The sequence below is a fragment of the Guyparkeria sp. TX1 genome, from assembly GCF_046523965.1.
GTDB lineage: Bacteria > Pseudomonadota > Gammaproteobacteria > Halothiobacillales > Halothiobacillaceae > Guyparkeria.
This window is the reverse complement of sequence record NZ_CP144142.1, coordinates 1,652,052-1,667,683: the sequence shown is the minus strand read 5'-3', so window position 1 is coordinate 1,667,683 and position 15,632 is coordinate 1,652,052. Positions and strand designations below refer to the sequence as shown.

The following is a 15,632-nucleotide window of genomic DNA, read 5'->3' as shown; positions in this document are numbered from 1 at the left end:
GACATTAGAAACCGAGCGACCGTCTCATAACGCCACAAGTCCCGTAACAGCCAACGCGCTAACCGTCAGCAGATAAACCACGCCAAGAACGACGAACAGGCCATCGACCGCAACCAGCGCCAGACCGAACGTGACCAAAGCGAGTCCCGCCGCCGTCACCGAGAATGGCACCAACTCCATTACCGGCATGACGAGCCCCAACAACAGACAGACGCCAGCGACGACCATCGCACCGCTGTCAGAGGCGAGCATGGTTAATCGCGGTCGCAGCCACCAATCGATGAATCGCGCTGGCCGATCAAGCCAACGAAGTGCAGTCCTGAGGCGGTCACTGGAGATGTGTCGATTGAGCAGCCAACGAGGTAAACAAAAAGACTCCCGCCCCCACAGCATTTGCAAGGATATGAGCGCGAGGCCGATCCCCGACACCGTCGCCAAGCCCGGCACGCCACTCAGGGGCGAGACTAGTATCACGCCGATCAAGAGAAGGACCGGGCCGAACGAACGGGTCCCTAGTGCATCCATGATCGTGGCGAGATAGACCTCGTCACGGACGGACGCCACCTCGGCGATCCGCTGCAGCAGATCTCCCAGGTTGCGCGGTGTTTCGTCAAGTGCCAGTTCCTGGCCCGGCAGCGGTCGGTCTTCGTTCTGCGGCATCACCGCTCCCCCGTGAACGTGGTTACCGCAACCTAAGACCACTCCCGAGCAGGCGGGTTCGCAACATACGCCAAGCAAAACGAGAAATCGCGCCGTGCGTCGCATCATCCAGCCACCCGTAGGCCGTGCCCGCGGCCACGGCCAGACCCAGTGTTCGCCACGGATGATGCTGCACGCCGGCCGCAACCGGTAGCCAAAGCATCTCGGCGTCACTTTGCAGGCGTCGACTGCTGTCTTGCAGGGCCAGCTTGGCCCAGTGCAAGTCCTCTGAGGGTGAGAGGTCGCGCCGAGTAACCGTGTCAGGCTCGAGGTGGTGCAAACGCGCGCGCTGCTCGAGCCGCCGGGCGCCGGTTGTCACCGCAACCATCGGTAGGCCCAGATACCCAACACGGCCGCTATCAGCAGGCTCACGGAGGCAATCACCGCAAAACCACCGGCCGCCCCCCAAAACGGGGCAACCCAATGGTAGATCGCGGCGAGCACCAACCCGATGGCAACCACCGCCAACAGGCCAACGACGCCCAGCATCACGACAGCGGCCGCGACGCGGCCGACTTGTCGGCGGAGCACCCGCCCCTCAGCCTCGACCAGATTGGTCAGGGCGAGGACGTAATCGGTCAGCGCTTTCAGTGTCGGCCTCCGTCGATCAGCTTGGCGATGACAAACCCGACGCCGAAAGCGGCAACCACCGAGGTCAACGGGTGGCGACCGACCAGTTGCTCGGCCTCCTCAACGCGCTTATCGCCGTACTGTCGCGCATGCTCGTAACCGCGGTTCAGGGTGTCCAGGCCTTCATCGAAGGCGTCCTTGACCTCGTCGCGTGCTCGGCCGGCGCCATGCCGCACACGGGACTCACCCTGCTCCTTGACGGCCTTGAGCAGGTCGCCCATGTCGCCACGCAGTTTCGCCAGATCGGCCTTGACCGCTTCCAGTTCGGCGTTGCTGTCTTTCTGTGGTGCCTGTGCCATGTCGCGAATCCTCTTGATAATAAAGTCCAACTCTCCGTTAGAGAGTAGTCGTCGGTTTGGGCGAATCCAAGCCGGGCTCACCTGGACCCATCTGGGGGACAACGGCAGCAGCACGGGGTTCCATTAACTCGGGCCCAATCGTTATACCGGGCACCATCGCTGCCTTCGTGCCCACCAGCCATTGCAGATCGTGCGGGAAGAAGATATAACCTATTGTTCTCAATGGATCCCCGCCCTCGCCCATGACGCCGATCGCCGCCTCATTGCCCAGCCTGCCGCCTGCCCCGCCGTTCGTGCCGGGCGGGTCGGCTGGCGCGACACCAAGCGGCACCGGGCCAGCCGACAAACCGCAAGGGTCGTCGGCAAGCACCGAAACACCCTCGATTGCCGGGCGCGAGCGCGAGGCGGGACGGCCGCAACGCTCGCCCGCGGCGACCGACGCGGCCTCGATCGAGGAGCAACGCATGCTGACGGACCTCAAGGCCCGTGATCGCGAGGTGCGTGCCCATGAGAGTGCGCATCGTGCGGCCGGTGGCGACCTTGTGCGCGGTGGCTCCTACGATTACCAACAGGGACCGGACGGTAAACGCTACGCGGTTGGCGGCGACGTCCAGATCGATACCACGCCCGTCCCGGACGATCCGCGAGCAACCGCGGAGAAGATGTCGCAGGTGATCCGCGCTGCCCTGGCCCCGGCCGAACCGTCACCTACCGATCTCGCCGTGGCCGCGCAGGCAACGGCCGAACGTAACCGTGCCCAAGCCGAGTCACGCACTGACACCGGCGCCGAAGGCGACGAGGACCGCTCATCCGCAACCAGCGAGTCCAGCGACGCGGCCACCGCCTATCGCCGCACCGCCGAGCAAGCAGTGCCGGGCTCGAACCTCAATGCGGTGGCCTGAGCCAGCCCGCCATTTGATCCGAACGCGGCCGGCCTGTCTCGCTGCCGATGCGATCGCGCACCGGCCTCAACGGCCTCATCCCATCAACAAGTACTTGGTCTCCAGGTACTCGTCCAATCCCTCGGCCGCACCCTCGCGACCCAGGCCCGATGCCTTGACCCCACCGAAGGGCGCGGCGGCATTGGACACCAGCCCCGTGTTGATCCCGATCATGCCTGCCTCGATCGACTCGGCTACCCGCCAGACCCGATGCACGTTCTCGCTGTAGAAATAGGCTGCCAGGCCGAAAGGCGTATCGTTCGCCATCTCGATCGCCTCCGACTCGTCTGTGAAGCGTGACACGGCAACCAGTGGGCCGAAGGTTTCCTCCCGCATGACCAGCATCGACTGGCGGATTTCCGTCAGCAGGGTCGGTAACACGTAATTCTCGCCGCGGGGATCACGCCGGCCGCCGCTAACCAGCGTGGCACCCTGCGCCATCGCATCCTCGACCTGCGCCAGCACCTTGTCGGCGGCTGCCTTGTCGATCAGCGGGGTCACGTCGGAATCGGGGTGCATGCCGTCACCCAGCTGCAGGCCCTCGATCCGGTCCTTCAGCCGGCCGACAAACGCATCGTATACGCCATCCTGGACATAGAAGCGGTTGACGCACACACAGGTCTGGCCGGTGTTCCGGAATTTGGCGGCAATCGCGCCATCCACGGCGGCGTCGAGGTCGGCATCGTCGAAGACGAGAAACGGTGCATTGCCCCCCAGTTCCAGGGAAATCTTCTGCACGTTCCCGGCCGCCTGGCGCATCAGGGCGCCGCCGACCTCGGTGGAACCGGTGAACGAAATCTTGCGCACGATCGGGTTGGCCGTCATTTCGGTGGCAATCTCGCTGGCCGAACCGGTCAACACGTTGAACACCCCGGCCGGCATCCCCGCCTGTTCCGAGAGCACTGCCAACGCCAGGGCGGAAAACGGCGTGGCGCTGGCCGGCTTGACTATGATCGGACAACCGGCCGCGAGCGCCGCGGCGGCCTTGCGGGTGATCATCGAGGAAGGAAAATTCCAGGGCGTGATCGCCGCACAGACGCCGATCGGTTGTCGAATCACCACGATCTGTTGCCCGGCCTTGGCTGGCGGAATGGTTCGCCCATACGCACGCCGAGCCTCCTCTGCGAACCACTTGAGAAACGAGGCCGCGTAGCGGATCTCGCCGGCCGACTCGGCCAACGGCTTGCCCTGCTCGATCGTCATGATCCGCGCCAGCGCCTGTTCATGCTCCAGCATCAGCTCGTACCAGCGGTACAGAATCGCGCCACGCGCCTCGGCGGTCTGCTCCCGCCAGGCCGGCCAGGCCCGGTTGGCCGCCTCGACCGCCTGCCGGGTGTGCTCGCCTCCCAGCCGGGGGACCGTGCCAATCTGCGCCCCGTTGGCGGGGTTGGTAACCGCCTGTCGTTCCGTATTCTCGGGTGCAATCCATTGCCCGTCGATAAAGCAGGCCTCGCGGAACAACGGATCACCGGCAAGCGATGCAATCAGATCGTCGTTCATGGTCGTCTCCCTTCAGACCGTGGGGTTCGGGTAGCGGGCGTCGATCGCATCGATCGCGTCGAGCAGTTCCGACGAGAGTGACACATCCGCCGCGGCGATGTTTTCCTCCAGCTGGCGCAGCGTGGTGGCACCGATAATGGTGGCAGCCACCTCGGGGCGACGTAGGGTGAAGGCGATCGCCATCTGCGCCGGAGACAGACCGTGTTCCCGAGCCAGATCGACGTAGGCGCGCGTGGCAGCGGCGGCATTGGGCTTTTCGTAACGCTGGCCGAAATCCGGGAATCGCGTGATTCGCCCCGGGGCAGAGGGATCGTCCAGGTACTTGCCTGTCAGGTGACCGAAGGCCAGCGGACTGTAGGGCAACAGCGCCACATCGAGTTCGTTGCAGACCTCGGCCAGGCCACCGGTTTCGAAGGTCCGGTTCATCAGGTGGTAGGCATTCTGTACCGAGGTGACGATCGGCAGGCCATGCCGGCGCGCGGCCTCAACGAAAGCCATCACGCCATAGGGCGTCTCGTTCGACAACCCCAAGTAACGGACCTTGCCGGCCTCGACCTGCTCGCCGAGCGCCCGCAACTGGGCATCGATCGATTCGCTCTCCCAACGTTCGTCGGGATCGTAATAGACCTGGCCAAACTTGGGGACGTACCGATCGGGCCAATGAATCTGGTAGAGATCGACGTAGTCACTCTGCAATCGTTGCAGACTGTCATCGATGGCCTGCCCAACCTGCTCTCGCGTCACGCGGGGGCCACCACGGACATGATTGAGGCTGGCACGCCCTGCCCCGGTAATCTTGGTGGCGATGATCAGTTCGTCACGCCGCTGCTTGCGCAGCCACGAACCGACGTACGCTTCCGTCCGCCCCTGTGTCTCCGCACGCGGAGGCACCGGGTACATCTCGGCGGTGTCGATGAAATTGATCCCGGAGGCGACCGCGTGGTCGAGTTGTTCGTGTGCCTCGGCCTCCGTGTTCTGCTCGCCAAAGGTCATGGTGCCGAGGCAGATCTCGCTCACCTTGAGGCCACTGTTGCCCAGTCGTCGGTATTCCATCGTTACTCCAAGCGCTTTAGTCTGTGATGCCGCTCCGGGTGAGCGGCCGCGTGTTGCAAGACATGTCTTCAAGCCCGGCTCATTGGGCCCAGCCAATGCAGCCACACGAATACAGCCCAGTAGAGTAGCCGAGATGACAGACGTTTCCAGTCAGGTCGCCGCCGCACACCTCGAGTTGATCGAGGCCGTGAGCAGCGCACTAACCTTGCCCGAGGCCACGCCGACGGCGGGCACAGCCGCGATGCTGGCAATCGATCGGTACCGGGAGGACGGCTGGAGCGCTTTGGCCGAGGCCCTCAAGAGACGCCTGACTGGACGGACGGTCGACGAGTCAACGCTCGATGACGAAGATCGCATGATCCTCGCGGCGATCGACCGGGCCAAGGATGAGCCCCGGTGGTTGCACCACGTCGCTGAACAGGCCGAAGTCGAAGCCGCCGAACAGATTGCCGCCCTGATCCTCGCCGCCACCTGGGGGGAGCGCGACGCCCTGGCGGCCTTGAACGAGATGCGCGAAGCGGCTCGGGCGGCCGGCATTCAGGGCTCGACGGCGCATGCCTTCGTTGCCATCGTGGAAGGCGAACGACGGCTTGACGCACTCATCGAGAGCCACGAGAACGCCCAGGCGGGATTGGTCGAACGCACCCTGGTGGCACTGACCCAACGTGAACAGGGCCAGGGCTGAAGCCGGGAAAGGGAATGGCCAACCGGCCCCATCCGTCTTCCCCGCCGCGGCCGCGTACGCGCGGCCGACCCAGCCGGCGATAACTAGTCCAGAATCGTTGCCTCGGATCGCAACTGTCCGCTGACCTGGCACATCAACTCGTAGCTGATGGTGCCGGCAGCCTGCGCCACCTGGTCGATCGGCAATCCGCTTCCCCAGCACTCCACCTCGTCACCCACCTGCGCCTCGATACCACGCAGATCCACCGTGACCAGGTCCATCGAGACCCGTCCGATCACCTGGCTGCGCTGGCCATTGACCAGGATCGGTGTGCCATCGGGCGCGTGGCGCGGATATCCATCTCCATAGCCGACCGACGCCAGTCCCACCGGCATCGACTCCGGGGCCACAAAACGCCCCCCATAGCCAATGGGCTCGCCGCGCGGGACCTGGCGCACGGCCACCAGAACCGTCTTGAGGGTCATGGCGGCCTGCAGACGATACTGGGCCGCCTCGCCGAAAATGAACGGGTTGCCGCCATAAAGCATGATGCCCGGGCGCACCCAGTCGCCACCCGCCGTGCTCGCGCCCAGCAGTGCTGCGGAATTGCACAGGCTCGTCTCACCCGACCAGTCTCGGCCAACGGCACGAAACGTCTCGATTTGCTCGTCGGTGGCCGAACCATTCGGCTCGTCGGCCCGGGCAAAATGAGTCATCAGGCCGATCGTTCCCCCGACCGCCGGACTGACCGACAACCGATCGCGGGCTGATTGCACCTGCTCGGGCACCAACCCCTCACGATGCATCCCGGTGTCCACCTTGATCCACGCTCGAATGCGTCCGGCCGGTAAAGACGGGGCGTGGCTTTCCAAGAGATCGAGTTGCGCCATCTCGTGAAAGACCAGATCGAGCGAACGGGCAGCCGCCGCTTCCAGTTCCTCGGTGGTCAGCGCGCCCTGAAGGACCAAAATCCGTTCGGACAGCCCCGCCTCCCGCAGCGCGATGCCCTCCCCCGGCGTCGCCACGGCCAGCCCGTCGGTCTCGGCCTTAGAGAACGCCCGCGCGGCCGTGAGAAGCCCGTGGCCGTAGCCGTCGGCCTTGACCGCGGCGAAGATCGATCGTGTGCCGGCGGCATCCCGCGCCACTTCGAGGTTGTGTCGCATCGCCCGGGTATCGATCAGCAATCGCGCGCGCCGCATCACCGGTAGGCTTCCGGAACGCTCTCAGGGCTGATGAAGTCCTCGAACCGGGTATTCTGACCGCGGAAGGTCATCGGCACCGTGCCCACCGGGCCGTTACGTTGCTTGCCGATGATGATCTCGGCCATGCCCTTCTTCTCGGTATCCGGCTCGTAGACCTCTTCCCGGTAGATGAACATGATGATGTCGGCATCCTGCTCGATCGCGCCCGATTCGCGCAGGTCGGACATGACGGGGCGCTTGTTGGGTCGTTGCTCGAGCGAACGGTTGAGCTGGGAGAGCGCGATCACCGGCACGTTGAGCTCCTTGGCCACCGCCTTGAGTGAGCGCGAGATCTCCGAGATCTCGGTGGTCCGGTTCTCCTTGGAGCCCGGCACCTGCATCAGCTGGAGATAGTCGACCACGATCAGGCCAAGGTCCTCTTCCCGTGCGAGCCGCCGCGCACGCGAACGCAGATCGGACGGCGAAAGCGCCGGCGTATCGTCAATGAAGATCTTGGTCTGGCTCAGTTGGCCCACCGCCCCGGAAATCCGATGCCAGTCACTGTCTTCCAGACGACCGGTACGCACCTTGGTCTGATCGATCCGGCCCAGCGACGACAGCATCCGCACGGCAAGCTGGTCGCCCGGCATTTCCATCGAGAAGACGGCAACGGCCTTCTTGCTGTACAAGGCCACGTTCTCGGCGATGTTCATCGAGAAGGTGGTTTTTCCCATCGAGGGGCGCCCGGCGACGATCACCAGATCCCCCTTGCCCAACCCGGTGGTCATGTCGTCGAGGTCGCTGAAACCGGTACTAAGCCCAGTCACCTCGCCCTTGTTTTCGTAAAGCTCGGCGATGCGGTCCATGGCCACGGTCAACAGATCCGTGATGCTCTGAAAGCCGCGCCGGGTCCGCGACCCTTCGTCGGCAATGGCAAAGATCTGCTTTTCCGCCAGTTCCAGCACGTCGTAAGCGGTCTGCCCTTCGGTCTGGTAACTCTTGCGGGAGATCTCGGTACCGACCTCGATCAACTGGCGCAGTAGCGAGTGCTCACGGATGATCTCGGCATAGGCGGCAATATTGGCTGCACTGGGAACCGAATCGACCAGGGCCGCCAGGTAATCGTTCCCGCCGATGTCCTCAAGTTTTTCCAGCGTCTTGAGGCGCTCGGAAACCACCATCGCGTCGAAGGGTTGGCTGCGTTCGGCCAACTCTCCGATCACCTGGAATATCAACCGATGGTCGTGGAAATAGAAATCCGGGGCCGCGAGCTTGTCACCCACCTGCTCGAAGGCGAGCGGATCGAGCATCAGCCCACCGAGCACGGCCTGCTCGGCCTCCTGGGAATGCGGTGGCACCCGCAAGGCCAACGGTGAGCCCACCGTGGAATTCGCGCTGCGACGGGGTTTGGGCTTGTCGGAATCGTAGTCCGGGAGTGACATGTATCTCGTGTACCAGAGGGTGTGACGGCGCAAGGGGACATCCGACCACGGTCGTCATGGCGGCCGGTTGGGACTCCCCCGATGGAAGGGTCGATGATACGCCCTGCGTCCGACGTTGACCACGCGGATCGAGGCCGGTTCCCTGATCCCAAAGCGGCACATTTTCTCTTTGCTGTGGGCAAAAGAAAGGCCCGCGCCTCAATGAGGGCGGGCCTTGCCGTACTGTCGGCGGCGCTCTCACGGGCGCTAGGCGACCGTGAGGACCGATCGACCGGATTACTGCTCCGGAACGACCACGACGTTGATTTCGACGTCGACTTCCGAGTGCAGGTGGAGCTGAATCGGGAACTCACCCAGCGCGCGCAGGGCACCTTCCGGCATCCGCACTTCACGCTTCTCCATCTCGACACCGAATGCTTCGTTGACCGCGTCAGCGATTTCATCGGTACCAACCGAGCCGAACAGCTTGCCCTCAGCGCCGGCCTTGACCGGGATGGTGACGCTGGCTTCTTCACCAATCTTGGCGGCACGGGCCTGGGCGGCAGCCAGCTCATCGGCGGCCTTCTTCTCGAGCTCGGCGCGGCGCGCTTCGAACTCTTCCATGTTGGCCTTGGTGGCCGGCTTGGCCTTGCCGTACGGGATCAGGAAATTACGGGCGTAACCCGGGCGGACGCGGACCACGTCGCCCAGCGAGCCGAGGTTCTCGACCTTACTCAACAGAATTACTTGCATGGATATTGACTCCTAGACGCTCGGGACGGACGCGATCAGTGACGGTCGGTGTACGACAGCAGGGCCAGGAAGCGCGCACGCTTGATGGCGGTCTGCAGCTGACGCTGATAACGGGCGTTGGTACCGGTCACACGGCTCGGCACGATCTTGCCGGTTTCGGTGACGTACTGACGCAGGGTGTCAATGTCCTTGTAGTCGATGTGCTTCACGCCCTCGGCGGTGAAACGGCAAAAACGCTTGCGACGGAAAAAACGGGCCATGGATCAAACCTCTTGAAACTTATTCGCTGGAGTCGTCGGACTTCTTGTCGTCGTCACGACGCTCTTCGCGCTTGTTGTCATCGTCACGACGGCGCGGACGGCGCTCGGCCTCGCGCTCCTGCATCATCGGGGAGGCTTCGGTGTAGGCCTCGTCGCAACGGATGGTCATGTGGCGCAGAACGGCGTCGTTGAACTTGAACGCTTCCTCGAGCTCGGCCAGGGCTTCCTGGTCGGTCTCGACGTTCAGCATGACGTAGTGCGCCTTGACCAGTTTCTTGATCGGGTAGGCCAGTTGACGGCGACCCCAGTCCTCAAGGCGATGGACCGTGCCCTGCGCAGCTTCGATGATGCCGCGGTAGCGCTCGATCATGGCCGGGACCTGGTCGCTCTGGTCCGGATGGACCATGAAGACGATTTCGTAATGACGCATGGATCAAAACTCCTGTGGATTGAAGGCAGCCTGCCGCATGCGGAACGGTCAGGCAGGAGAAACAAGCGGCGGATTCTACGGCCATTCAACGGCCACATCAAGGGCTATCATCTGATTATCCTCGACGCCTCGTCCCCATCATGAGACAGCAACCGACATGCCCTACCCACCCCGCGCGACGAACGGATCCACCCCAGCGAAGGCATTCCTGATCGCCTTCGTCATGGCCGGCCTTGCCGGTCACATAAATAGCGTCATGCTGATGGCCTTCGGCCTGCCGGTCAGCCAGATGACCGGCATGGCTTCCCACCTGAGTGAAGGAATGGCGCTGGCCGACCCGATGGTGATGTTCACCGCCGTGATCATCCTGTCCGGATTCATCGGTGGGGCCACCCTCTCGGGGCTATTGATCGGACGAAGGCCATTCCCGGAAAGCTCACGGTATGCCTGGGCCCTCGGGCTGGAATCGTTGCTCCTGGCGACCGCCGTCATCGGCGTCGTTCTCGGTCAAGCCATCGCTGCCCTGGCGGCAGCCGCGATTGCCTGTGGCCTGCAGAACGCATTGGTGGCCAGTTACCGAGGCCTGCTGATACGCACCACTCACGTCACCGGCATCGCCACCGATCTCGGCGTGTACCTGGCACGGCTGATCCGTCGACGGGCCTGGTCATGGCAAGGGTGGCTTTTGCTGACGCTACTCGGGGGTTATGTCACCGGCGGGAGCGTGGCGGTGTTCGCTCAGGGGCCGCTGGGGACCACCAATAACCTGCTCATTCCAACCGCCGCCACTGCCACGATCGCCGTTTTTGACACCCTGTATCAACGCCAGCGGCGAAAGGCCATCAACCACTGATCACGACAAAGGCAAGTGCGTAGGCACGTTCGTCGCTGACCGACAAGTCGACCGACAACCCGCCCATCCGTTCGAAACGGTCACGTGCCTTGCCGTCGAGCAAGACGCTCGGGCGACCGTACTCGTCATGCCCGGTCTGGATATCGACCAAGCGCAAGCCATCCCGAAACCCAGTGCCCAGGGCCTTGGCGACGGCCTCCTTGGTCGCAAAGCGCTTGGCGATCCACGGGGCTGCGTTGCGTTCCGGCACCCGTTCACGCTCCACCGGACCGAGGACACGTTCCACCAGCCGCGTGCCGTGGCGTCCGAGTGCCGCCTCGATACGAGCGATCTCAACCAGGTCGGTGCCGATCCCCAGAATCATGTAAGCAGTGTCCGGCCCAATCCGTGTCAGCCTGCGGAACGACCGAAGCGGGCCGCGTGCATCAGCGTCTTCATCTCGCGCACGGCCGCCGGCAAGCCGGAAAACACCGACTGGGCGATGATGGCGTGGCCGATATTGAGCTCTTCGATCTGCTCGATCGCCGCGATCGCCGCCACGTTGTGATAATGCAGCCCGTGGCCGGCATTGACTGCCAGGCCGACGTCGGCAGCATCACGGGCGCATTGGCGGATCAGTTCAAGCTGCTCGGCGACGGCGTGATCATCGGTCGCATCGGCGTAATGACCGGTGTGAATCTCGATCACCGGCGCCTCGCAGGCCACGGCCGCGTCGATCTGTCGCGGGTCCGCATCGACGAACAGAGACACGCGAATGCCGGCCTCGCCCATCCGGTCACAGGCCGCGTGGATGCGGTCGATCTGACCGGCCACGTCCAGGCCACCCTCGGTTGTGAGTTCCTCGCGCCGCTCGGGTACCAGGCAGACGTCGTGGGGGCGAAGCAGGCAGGCCAGCTCGATCATCTCGTCGGTTGCCGCCATCTCGAGGTTCATGCGGGTCTGCAGCAGGTCACGGAGGGTTGCCACGTCATGATCCTGGATGTGTCGACGATCCTCGCGCAGGTGCAGGGTAATGCTGTCGGCCCCCGACTGCTCCGCGAGCAAGGCGGCATGCACCGGATCGGGATAGCGCGTCCCGCGCGCCTGACGCAGGGTCGCGACGTGATCGATATTCAGACCGAGCAAGGGATATTGGGCGGTGACGCGATTGGTCATGGTCTTCGATTTCCGGAGTTCGTGTGAGCGTTGAGCGGGTCGAGCCTGGGTAGCATTTATCTTGGTCGAACAGTCTAGGGCCTGAGAGTATCGCCTGCATCGGGTCCCCGAGCCGAATCCCCGGCACTTGGCCACAGCCTTCGCGACAGAAAGGGCGCGGAGCCGACATGCGGCGCCAGCAGGCCCTGCATCAGGTCCCGTGCCCGGCGCCGGTCATCGGCCTCGGCCAGCGCCTCGTCACGGGCAATCGCACGCAGGAGGCGGCCCGAGACGGCATTCGCCCCGTTGCCAGGCACAATACCGCCCTGCAGGCCGACGCGATATTGCCGTTCCGGCTCGATCGGTAGGCCGTTGGCCGCCTGCTCCCAGTCAAGACCGGCGCCGAGGTGTTCCAGCAAGCGACGCTCGAACCGACGCACCACCACGGAAACCGGCATTTCAGGCGAATCGAGCATGGCCAGGCTTTTCCAGTAGTCGAGAAACAGGCCCGGCATCGCCTCTTCCGGACGCAGTGCCCGAAGGATGAGCTCATGCAGGTAGAAGGCCGCTGCCAACGATTGGCCATGTAGGAAACGCAGCCCCTCGACGGGTTCGGCACCGGTCAGTATTGGCCAGCCCCCTCGCCCGGCCGTCTCCACCTCGAGACAGACGAAATTGGGCGGCCGCTGACTGCCGCGTTTCTTGACCCGACGCCCCCCATTCTGGCGCATGCGCACCCAGCCGCGGGTGTCGGTCAACCAGTCGAGCAGTAGGCCGTGTTCCTTGAATGGTCGCGCGTGGAGCAGAAAGCCGCGCATGGCGTCACCCGCCCTTGCCAACGGGCCCGGTCGGCCTCATTCGGGCAACTGGTACCCGAGCGCGGCCACGGAGCGTTCATCGTCCGCCCAGTCGTCGGCCACCTTCACCCAGAGATCGAGCATCACGCGCTTGTCGAGCAGGTGCTCGATCGCCTCGCGCGCCTGTTGCCCCACGATCTTCAGGCGGGAGCCACGATTGCCAATCACGATGCCCTTCTGACCGGCGCGCGCCACATAAATGACCGCCCCGATGGTGACCAGGCGATCGGTCTCCTCGAAACGCTCGATCATCACGGTCGTCTGGTAGGGCAACTCGTCGTGCAGGGAGCGGGCCAGTTTCTCGCGGATGATCTCCGCGGTCATGAAGCGTACCGGCGCGGTCGTCACCTGGTCCTCGTCGTAACCTATCGGCCCTTCGGGCAGGTACGAGAACACCAGGTCCAGCAGGCCGTCGAGGCCACGCTGGCGTCGGGCACTCATCGGGTAGACCTCGGCGAAATCGCCCTTGTCGCCGATCCTGGCCAGAAACGGCAGCAGTTCGGTCTTGTCGTTGACCAGGTCGACCTTGTTGACCACCAGCACCACCGGCGCCTCGACATGCGAGAGCAGACGGAGCACGGCCTCGTCCTCGGCACCGAACTGCCCCGCCTGGACCATGAACAGGATCAGGTCGACGCCCTCGAGCGCGCTACGCGCCGTGCGATTGAGTTGACGATTGAGGGCATCCCGGCCGCCCTCGTGGAGCCCCGGCGTGTCGATCAGCACAATCTGGCCGCGCGGCTCGGTGATAATGCCGGTGATCCGATGACGGGTTGTCTGCGGCTTGGGCGCGGTGATCGAGACCTTTTGCCCCACCAGTCGGTTGACCAGGGTGGACTTGCCAACATTGGGGCGACCGACGATCGCCACGTGACCAAAACGGGGCGATGAAGTCATGTCTGGCTCTCCGATGGGGCGTTGTTGCCGTGACGCTCCTGGAGCGTCTTGAGCATCCGGCGTGCGGCCGTCTGTTCGGCACGACGACGCGACGATCCACTTGCGCGGGTCGCGAACGGATCGTCACGGAAATTGACCCGACAGGCGACTTCAAAAGTCTGCTTGTGGGCCTGACCGGTCTGTTCGATCACCTCGTATTCGGGTAATGGCTGCCGGTCGCGTTGCAGGTATTCCTGCAATTGTGTCTTGGCATCCTTGAGCTGTTGGGCGTCCGGCAGCGAGGTCAACTCGTCCTGGAACAGCGACTGGACCCAGTCGTGGGCCGGTGTGAATCCTTGGTCGAGGTACAACGCCCCAATGATTGCTTCAAGCGCGTCGGCGAGGATCGAATCCCGGCGATGACCACCACTCTTCAACTCGCCCGATCCCATGACCAGGTAGTCCCCCAAACCGATGCGGCGCGCGACCTGAGCCAGGGTCTCCTCGCGCACCACCGAGGCACGCAGACGGGAAAGCGCCCCCTCGGTTGCTTCTGGCTTGTGGCGGTAGAGGTAGTCCGAGATGGCGAGATTGAGGATCGAATCGCCCAAGAATTCCAGGCGTTCGTTGTTCAGCTTCCCGGACGAGCGATGACGCAGCGCCTGCCCGAGCAGGTCGGCATTATCGAAAGACAACCCAAGCGATTGCGCCAGGGCGTCGGGATCACGGATAAGGGGATTGGAACTTTTAGTTACTGACACGGGTCTGATGTTTGAACTCGGCGACGAGCGAGAGATTGCCGAACAGGGTGGCACGCCCGTCGTAGTTGTAGGTAACGCTGTAGCCGCCCGTGACCGGTCGAATCTCGAATTCCTTCGAGTCGAAGCGATCATCAACTTCGTTGATGTCCAGCTGCTTGTCGATCGTGCGGCGGATCTCAGCCGGACTGCCCGCGGACGCTTCCTCGAGACCCTTGAAGATGCTGGTCAACTTCTGGTCGGCGATGTAAAGCGGCACAACCTGCATCACGACCAGGGCGGAGAAACCCAGCACGATCGCGGCGATGATCAACCCCACCAGCGACATGCCGCCCTGACGAGTGGCGCCTGCGGCTCGGCCGTTCAGCTGCCCACGGAATTGTCCCTTCGAAACGCTGTTGTCCATTTCCTTCATCCTCGTCTTGCCCGCCGGTAGGAACGGGGCATTCCCTCGTTTGACGTCAATCGGCATCGACGGTGTCGATCGAGCGGCCGATGCGCCCGGTGTCGAAACCACCATCCTGCCAGTTCCAGTGCAGCCAGATCATAACCGCTTTGCCCACCAGATTCGATTCGGGCACGGTGCCCCAGAAGCGGCTGTCGTTGCTGTGATTGCGGTTGTCACCCATGACGAAATACTGCCCCTCCGGAACGGTCCACTCCGCCGCACCCAGGCGACGGTCGGTATCCATCAGGATTTGGTGCGGACCGCCGTCCGGCAGGGTCTCGATTGCGGTGGTCAGGCCCGCATGCTTGAGATTGGCGTCACCGTCGTATCGCCCGGTTGTCTCCAGTGACACTTCCTCGCCGTTAATCCACAACCGCTGATCGTCGACCCGGACCGAATCCCCGGGCAAACCGACGATGCGCTTGATGTAATCGACTTCGGGCTGCTCGGGATAACGGAAAACGGCGACATCGCCACGCTCGGGCTCGCCAATCGGTAACACCTTGGTGTTGACCACCGGCAGGCGCAGGCCGTAGGTGAACTTGTTGACCAGGATGAAATCACCCACCAGCAAGGTGGGCATCATCGATCCCGACGGGATACGGAACGGCTCGAACAGGAACGAGCGGATTACCAGCACTGCCAGCAGGATCGGAAAGAACGACTTGGCGTAGTCGACCAGCAGTGGCTCGTGGTCCTTGGCCGCCCCGCCGTCGATACCCGCCTCGGCACCCAGATGTTCCGCCTCGGAAGACAACCGGGCACGACGCCGGGGCCGGAAGACCAATCGATCGATCAGCCAGATCAGACCACTGACGAAGGTGGCCACCACCAAGAGAAGTTCAAAATCCACGACGTGCTCCGCGTTGGGTCAA

Annotated in this window: 20 protein-coding genes; 3 read left to right on the top strand and 17 right to left on the bottom strand. The window is 63.7% G+C overall.

Going from position 1 to position 15,632, the window contains the following annotated elements; translation table 11 throughout:
* Window positions 1-24 precede the first annotated feature (24 nt).
* The 3 genes from VWP12_RS07830 to VWP12_RS07820 all read right to left on the bottom strand — a co-directional run bounded on the left by VWP12_RS07830 (window position 25) and on the right by VWP12_RS07820 (window position 1,628).
* Entirely contained in the window at window positions 25-660 is a 636-nt protein-coding gene (locus tag VWP12_RS07830) for an exopolysaccharide biosynthesis protein (RefSeq protein ID WP_158611754.1), read from the bottom strand.
* A 354-nt stretch (window positions 661-1,014) separates the two neighbouring features.
* A complete protein-coding gene (locus VWP12_RS07825; RefSeq protein WP_125198611.1) occupies window positions 1,015-1,230 on the bottom strand; it encodes a phage holin family protein in 216 nt (71 codons plus the stop codon).
* Window positions 1,231-1,286: 56 nt separating this feature from the next.
* Entirely contained in the window at window positions 1,287-1,628 is a 342-nt protein-coding gene (locus VWP12_RS07820; RefSeq protein ID WP_125198610.1) for a YqjD family protein, read from the bottom strand.
* Between the two features lie 242 nt (window positions 1,629-1,870).
* Between VWP12_RS07820 and VWP12_RS07815 the strand changes: the two genes are divergently transcribed.
* Entirely contained in the window at window positions 1,871-2,530 is a 660-nt protein-coding gene (locus VWP12_RS07815) for a putative metalloprotease CJM1_0395 family protein (RefSeq protein WP_410473671.1), read from the top strand.
* Window positions 2,531-2,605: 75 nt separating this feature from the next.
* Here VWP12_RS07815 and VWP12_RS07810 read toward each other — a convergent pair whose 3' ends face one another.
* Both VWP12_RS07810 and VWP12_RS07805 read right to left on the bottom strand, forming a co-directional pair.
* Entirely contained in the window at window positions 2,606-4,069 is a 1,464-nt protein-coding gene (locus VWP12_RS07810; protein ID WP_410473670.1) for an NAD-dependent succinate-semialdehyde dehydrogenase, read from the bottom strand.
* 12 nt (window positions 4,070-4,081) lie between these two features.
* Window positions 4,082-5,122: an aldo/keto reductase gene (locus VWP12_RS07805; RefSeq protein ID WP_410473669.1), complete on the bottom strand. Its 1,041-nt coding sequence runs from the start codon at window positions 5,120-5,122 to the stop codon at window positions 4,082-4,084.
* Window positions 5,123-5,255: 133 nt separating this feature from the next.
* Here VWP12_RS07805 and VWP12_RS07800 point away from each other — a divergent pair, with 133 nt between their 5' ends.
* Entirely contained in the window at window positions 5,256-5,807 is a 552-nt protein-coding gene (locus VWP12_RS07800) for a hypothetical protein (RefSeq protein WP_410473668.1), read from the top strand.
* An 83-nt stretch (window positions 5,808-5,890) separates the two neighbouring features.
* Here VWP12_RS07800 and alr read toward each other — a convergent pair whose 3' ends face one another.
* From alr to rpsF, 5 genes are all read right to left on the bottom strand, one after another.
* On the bottom strand, window positions 5,891-6,985 hold the full coding sequence (alr, locus tag VWP12_RS07795) for an alanine racemase (protein ID WP_410473667.1): 1,095 nt from the start codon (window positions 6,983-6,985) through the stop codon (window positions 5,891-5,893).
* A complete protein-coding gene (dnaB, locus tag VWP12_RS07790) occupies window positions 6,985-8,409 on the bottom strand; it encodes a replicative DNA helicase (protein WP_125198604.1) in 1,425 nt (474 codons plus the stop codon). Before dnaB ends, alr begins: the two co-directional genes overlap by 1 nt.
* Before the next feature lie 276 nt (window positions 8,410-8,685).
* The gene (gene rplI / locus VWP12_RS07785) at window positions 8,686-9,141 is read right to left on the bottom strand and encodes a 50S ribosomal protein L9 (protein WP_125198603.1); all 456 of its coding nucleotides are present in this window, start codon (window positions 9,139-9,141) and stop codon (window positions 8,686-8,688) included.
* 35 nt (window positions 9,142-9,176) lie between these two features.
* Window positions 9,177-9,401, bottom strand: a complete 225-nt coding sequence (gene rpsR / locus VWP12_RS07780) for a 30S ribosomal protein S18 (RefSeq protein WP_125198602.1) — start codon at window positions 9,399-9,401, stop codon at window positions 9,177-9,179.
* Between the two features lie 19 nt (window positions 9,402-9,420).
* A complete protein-coding gene (gene rpsF / locus VWP12_RS07775) occupies window positions 9,421-9,831 on the bottom strand; it encodes a 30S ribosomal protein S6 (RefSeq protein WP_125198601.1) in 411 nt (136 codons plus the stop codon).
* A 157-nt stretch (window positions 9,832-9,988) separates the two neighbouring features.
* Between rpsF and VWP12_RS07770 the strand changes: the two genes are divergently transcribed.
* Complete coding sequence (locus VWP12_RS07770; protein WP_410473666.1) at window positions 9,989-10,684, top strand: YoaK family protein; 696 nt, start codon at window positions 9,989-9,991, stop codon at window positions 10,682-10,684.
* Here the strand turns inward: VWP12_RS07770 and acpS are convergent.
* The 7 genes from acpS to lepB all read right to left on the bottom strand — a co-directional run bounded on the left by acpS (window position 10,674) and on the right by lepB (window position 15,610).
* The gene (gene acpS / locus VWP12_RS07765; RefSeq protein ID WP_410473665.1) at window positions 10,674-11,048 is read right to left on the bottom strand and encodes a holo-ACP synthase; all 375 of its coding nucleotides are present in this window, start codon (window positions 11,046-11,048) and stop codon (window positions 10,674-10,676) included. The genes VWP12_RS07770 and acpS overlap by 11 nt on opposite strands.
* Window positions 11,049-11,074: 26 nt before the next feature.
* On the bottom strand, window positions 11,075-11,839 hold the full coding sequence (gene pdxJ, locus VWP12_RS07760) for a pyridoxine 5'-phosphate synthase (RefSeq protein WP_410473664.1): 765 nt from the start codon (window positions 11,837-11,839) through the stop codon (window positions 11,075-11,077).
* A gap of 74 nt (window positions 11,840-11,913) precedes the next feature.
* Entirely contained in the window at window positions 11,914-12,636 is a 723-nt protein-coding gene (recO, locus tag VWP12_RS07755; protein ID WP_410473663.1) for a DNA repair protein RecO, read from the bottom strand.
* Between the two features lie 36 nt (window positions 12,637-12,672).
* A complete protein-coding gene (gene era, locus VWP12_RS07750) occupies window positions 12,673-13,572 on the bottom strand; it encodes a GTPase Era (protein WP_125198596.1) in 900 nt (299 codons plus the stop codon).
* The gene (rnc, locus tag VWP12_RS07745; RefSeq protein ID WP_410473662.1) at window positions 13,569-14,312 is read right to left on the bottom strand and encodes a ribonuclease III; all 744 of its coding nucleotides are present in this window, start codon (window positions 14,310-14,312) and stop codon (window positions 13,569-13,571) included. The genes era and rnc overlap by 4 nt, the downstream gene beginning before the upstream one ends.
* Entirely contained in the window at window positions 14,299-14,715 is a 417-nt protein-coding gene (locus VWP12_RS07740) for a DUF4845 domain-containing protein (RefSeq protein WP_410473661.1), read from the bottom strand. The genes rnc and VWP12_RS07740 overlap by 14 nt, the downstream gene beginning before the upstream one ends.
* Before the next feature lie 55 nt (window positions 14,716-14,770).
* Window positions 14,771-15,610, bottom strand: a complete 840-nt coding sequence (gene lepB, locus VWP12_RS07735; RefSeq protein ID WP_410473660.1) for a signal peptidase I — start codon at window positions 15,608-15,610, stop codon at window positions 14,771-14,773.
* Between the last annotated feature and the right edge of the window lie 22 nt (window positions 15,611-15,632).

What these genes read in the sequence shown, in the direction of transcription:
- era (WP_125198596.1), bottom strand. Translation starts at nt 13,572, where the DNA reads ATGACTTCATCGCCCCGTTTTGGTCACGTGGCGATCGTCGGTCGCCCC.
- acpS (WP_410473665.1), bottom strand. Translation starts at nt 11,048, where the DNA reads ATGATTCTGGGGATCGGCACCGACCTGGTTGAGATCGCTCGTATCGAG.
- rpsR (WP_125198602.1), bottom strand. Translation starts at nt 9,401, where the DNA reads ATGGCCCGTTTTTTCCGTCGCAAGCGTTTTTGCCGTTTCACCGCCGAG.
- VWP12_RS07810 (WP_410473670.1), bottom strand. Translation starts at nt 4,069, where the DNA reads ATGAACGACGATCTGATTGCATCGCTTGCCGGTGATCCGTTGTTCCGC.
- VWP12_RS07805 (WP_410473669.1), bottom strand. Translation starts at nt 5,122, where the DNA reads ATGGAATACCGACGACTGGGCAACAGTGGCCTCAAGGTGAGCGAGATC.
- rpsF (WP_125198601.1), bottom strand. Translation starts at nt 9,831, where the DNA reads ATGCGTCATTACGAAATCGTCTTCATGGTCCATCCGGACCAGAGCGAC.
- rplI (WP_125198603.1), bottom strand. Translation starts at nt 9,141, where the DNA reads ATGCAAGTAATTCTGTTGAGTAAGGTCGAGAACCTCGGCTCGCTGGGC.
- VWP12_RS07740 (WP_410473661.1), bottom strand. Translation starts at nt 14,715, where the DNA reads ATGGACAACAGCGTTTCGAAGGGACAATTCCGTGGGCAGCTGAACGGC.
- dnaB (WP_125198604.1), bottom strand. Translation starts at nt 8,409, where the DNA reads ATGTCACTCCCGGACTACGATTCCGACAAGCCCAAACCCCGTCGCAGC.
- VWP12_RS07830 (WP_158611754.1), bottom strand. Translation starts at nt 660, where the DNA reads ATGCCGCAGAACGAAGACCGACCGCTGCCGGGCCAGGAACTGGCACTT.
- pdxJ (WP_410473664.1), bottom strand. Translation starts at nt 11,839, where the DNA reads ATGACCAATCGCGTCACCGCCCAATATCCCTTGCTCGGTCTGAATATC.
- VWP12_RS07815 (WP_410473671.1), top strand. Translation starts at nt 1,871, where the DNA reads ATGACGCCGATCGCCGCCTCATTGCCCAGCCTGCCGCCTGCCCCGCCG.
- VWP12_RS07820 (WP_125198610.1), bottom strand. Translation starts at nt 1,628, where the DNA reads ATGGCACAGGCACCACAGAAAGACAGCAACGCCGAACTGGAAGCGGTC.
- alr (WP_410473667.1), bottom strand. Translation starts at nt 6,985, where the DNA reads ATGCGGCGCGCGCGATTGCTGATCGATACCCGGGCGATGCGACACAAC.
- recO (WP_410473663.1), bottom strand. Translation starts at nt 12,636, where the DNA reads ATGCGCGGCTTTCTGCTCCACGCGCGACCATTCAAGGAACACGGCCTA.
- VWP12_RS07770 (WP_410473666.1), top strand. Translation starts at nt 9,989, where the DNA reads ATGCCCTACCCACCCCGCGCGACGAACGGATCCACCCCAGCGAAGGCA.
- VWP12_RS07800 (WP_410473668.1), top strand. Translation starts at nt 5,256, where the DNA reads ATGACAGACGTTTCCAGTCAGGTCGCCGCCGCACACCTCGAGTTGATC.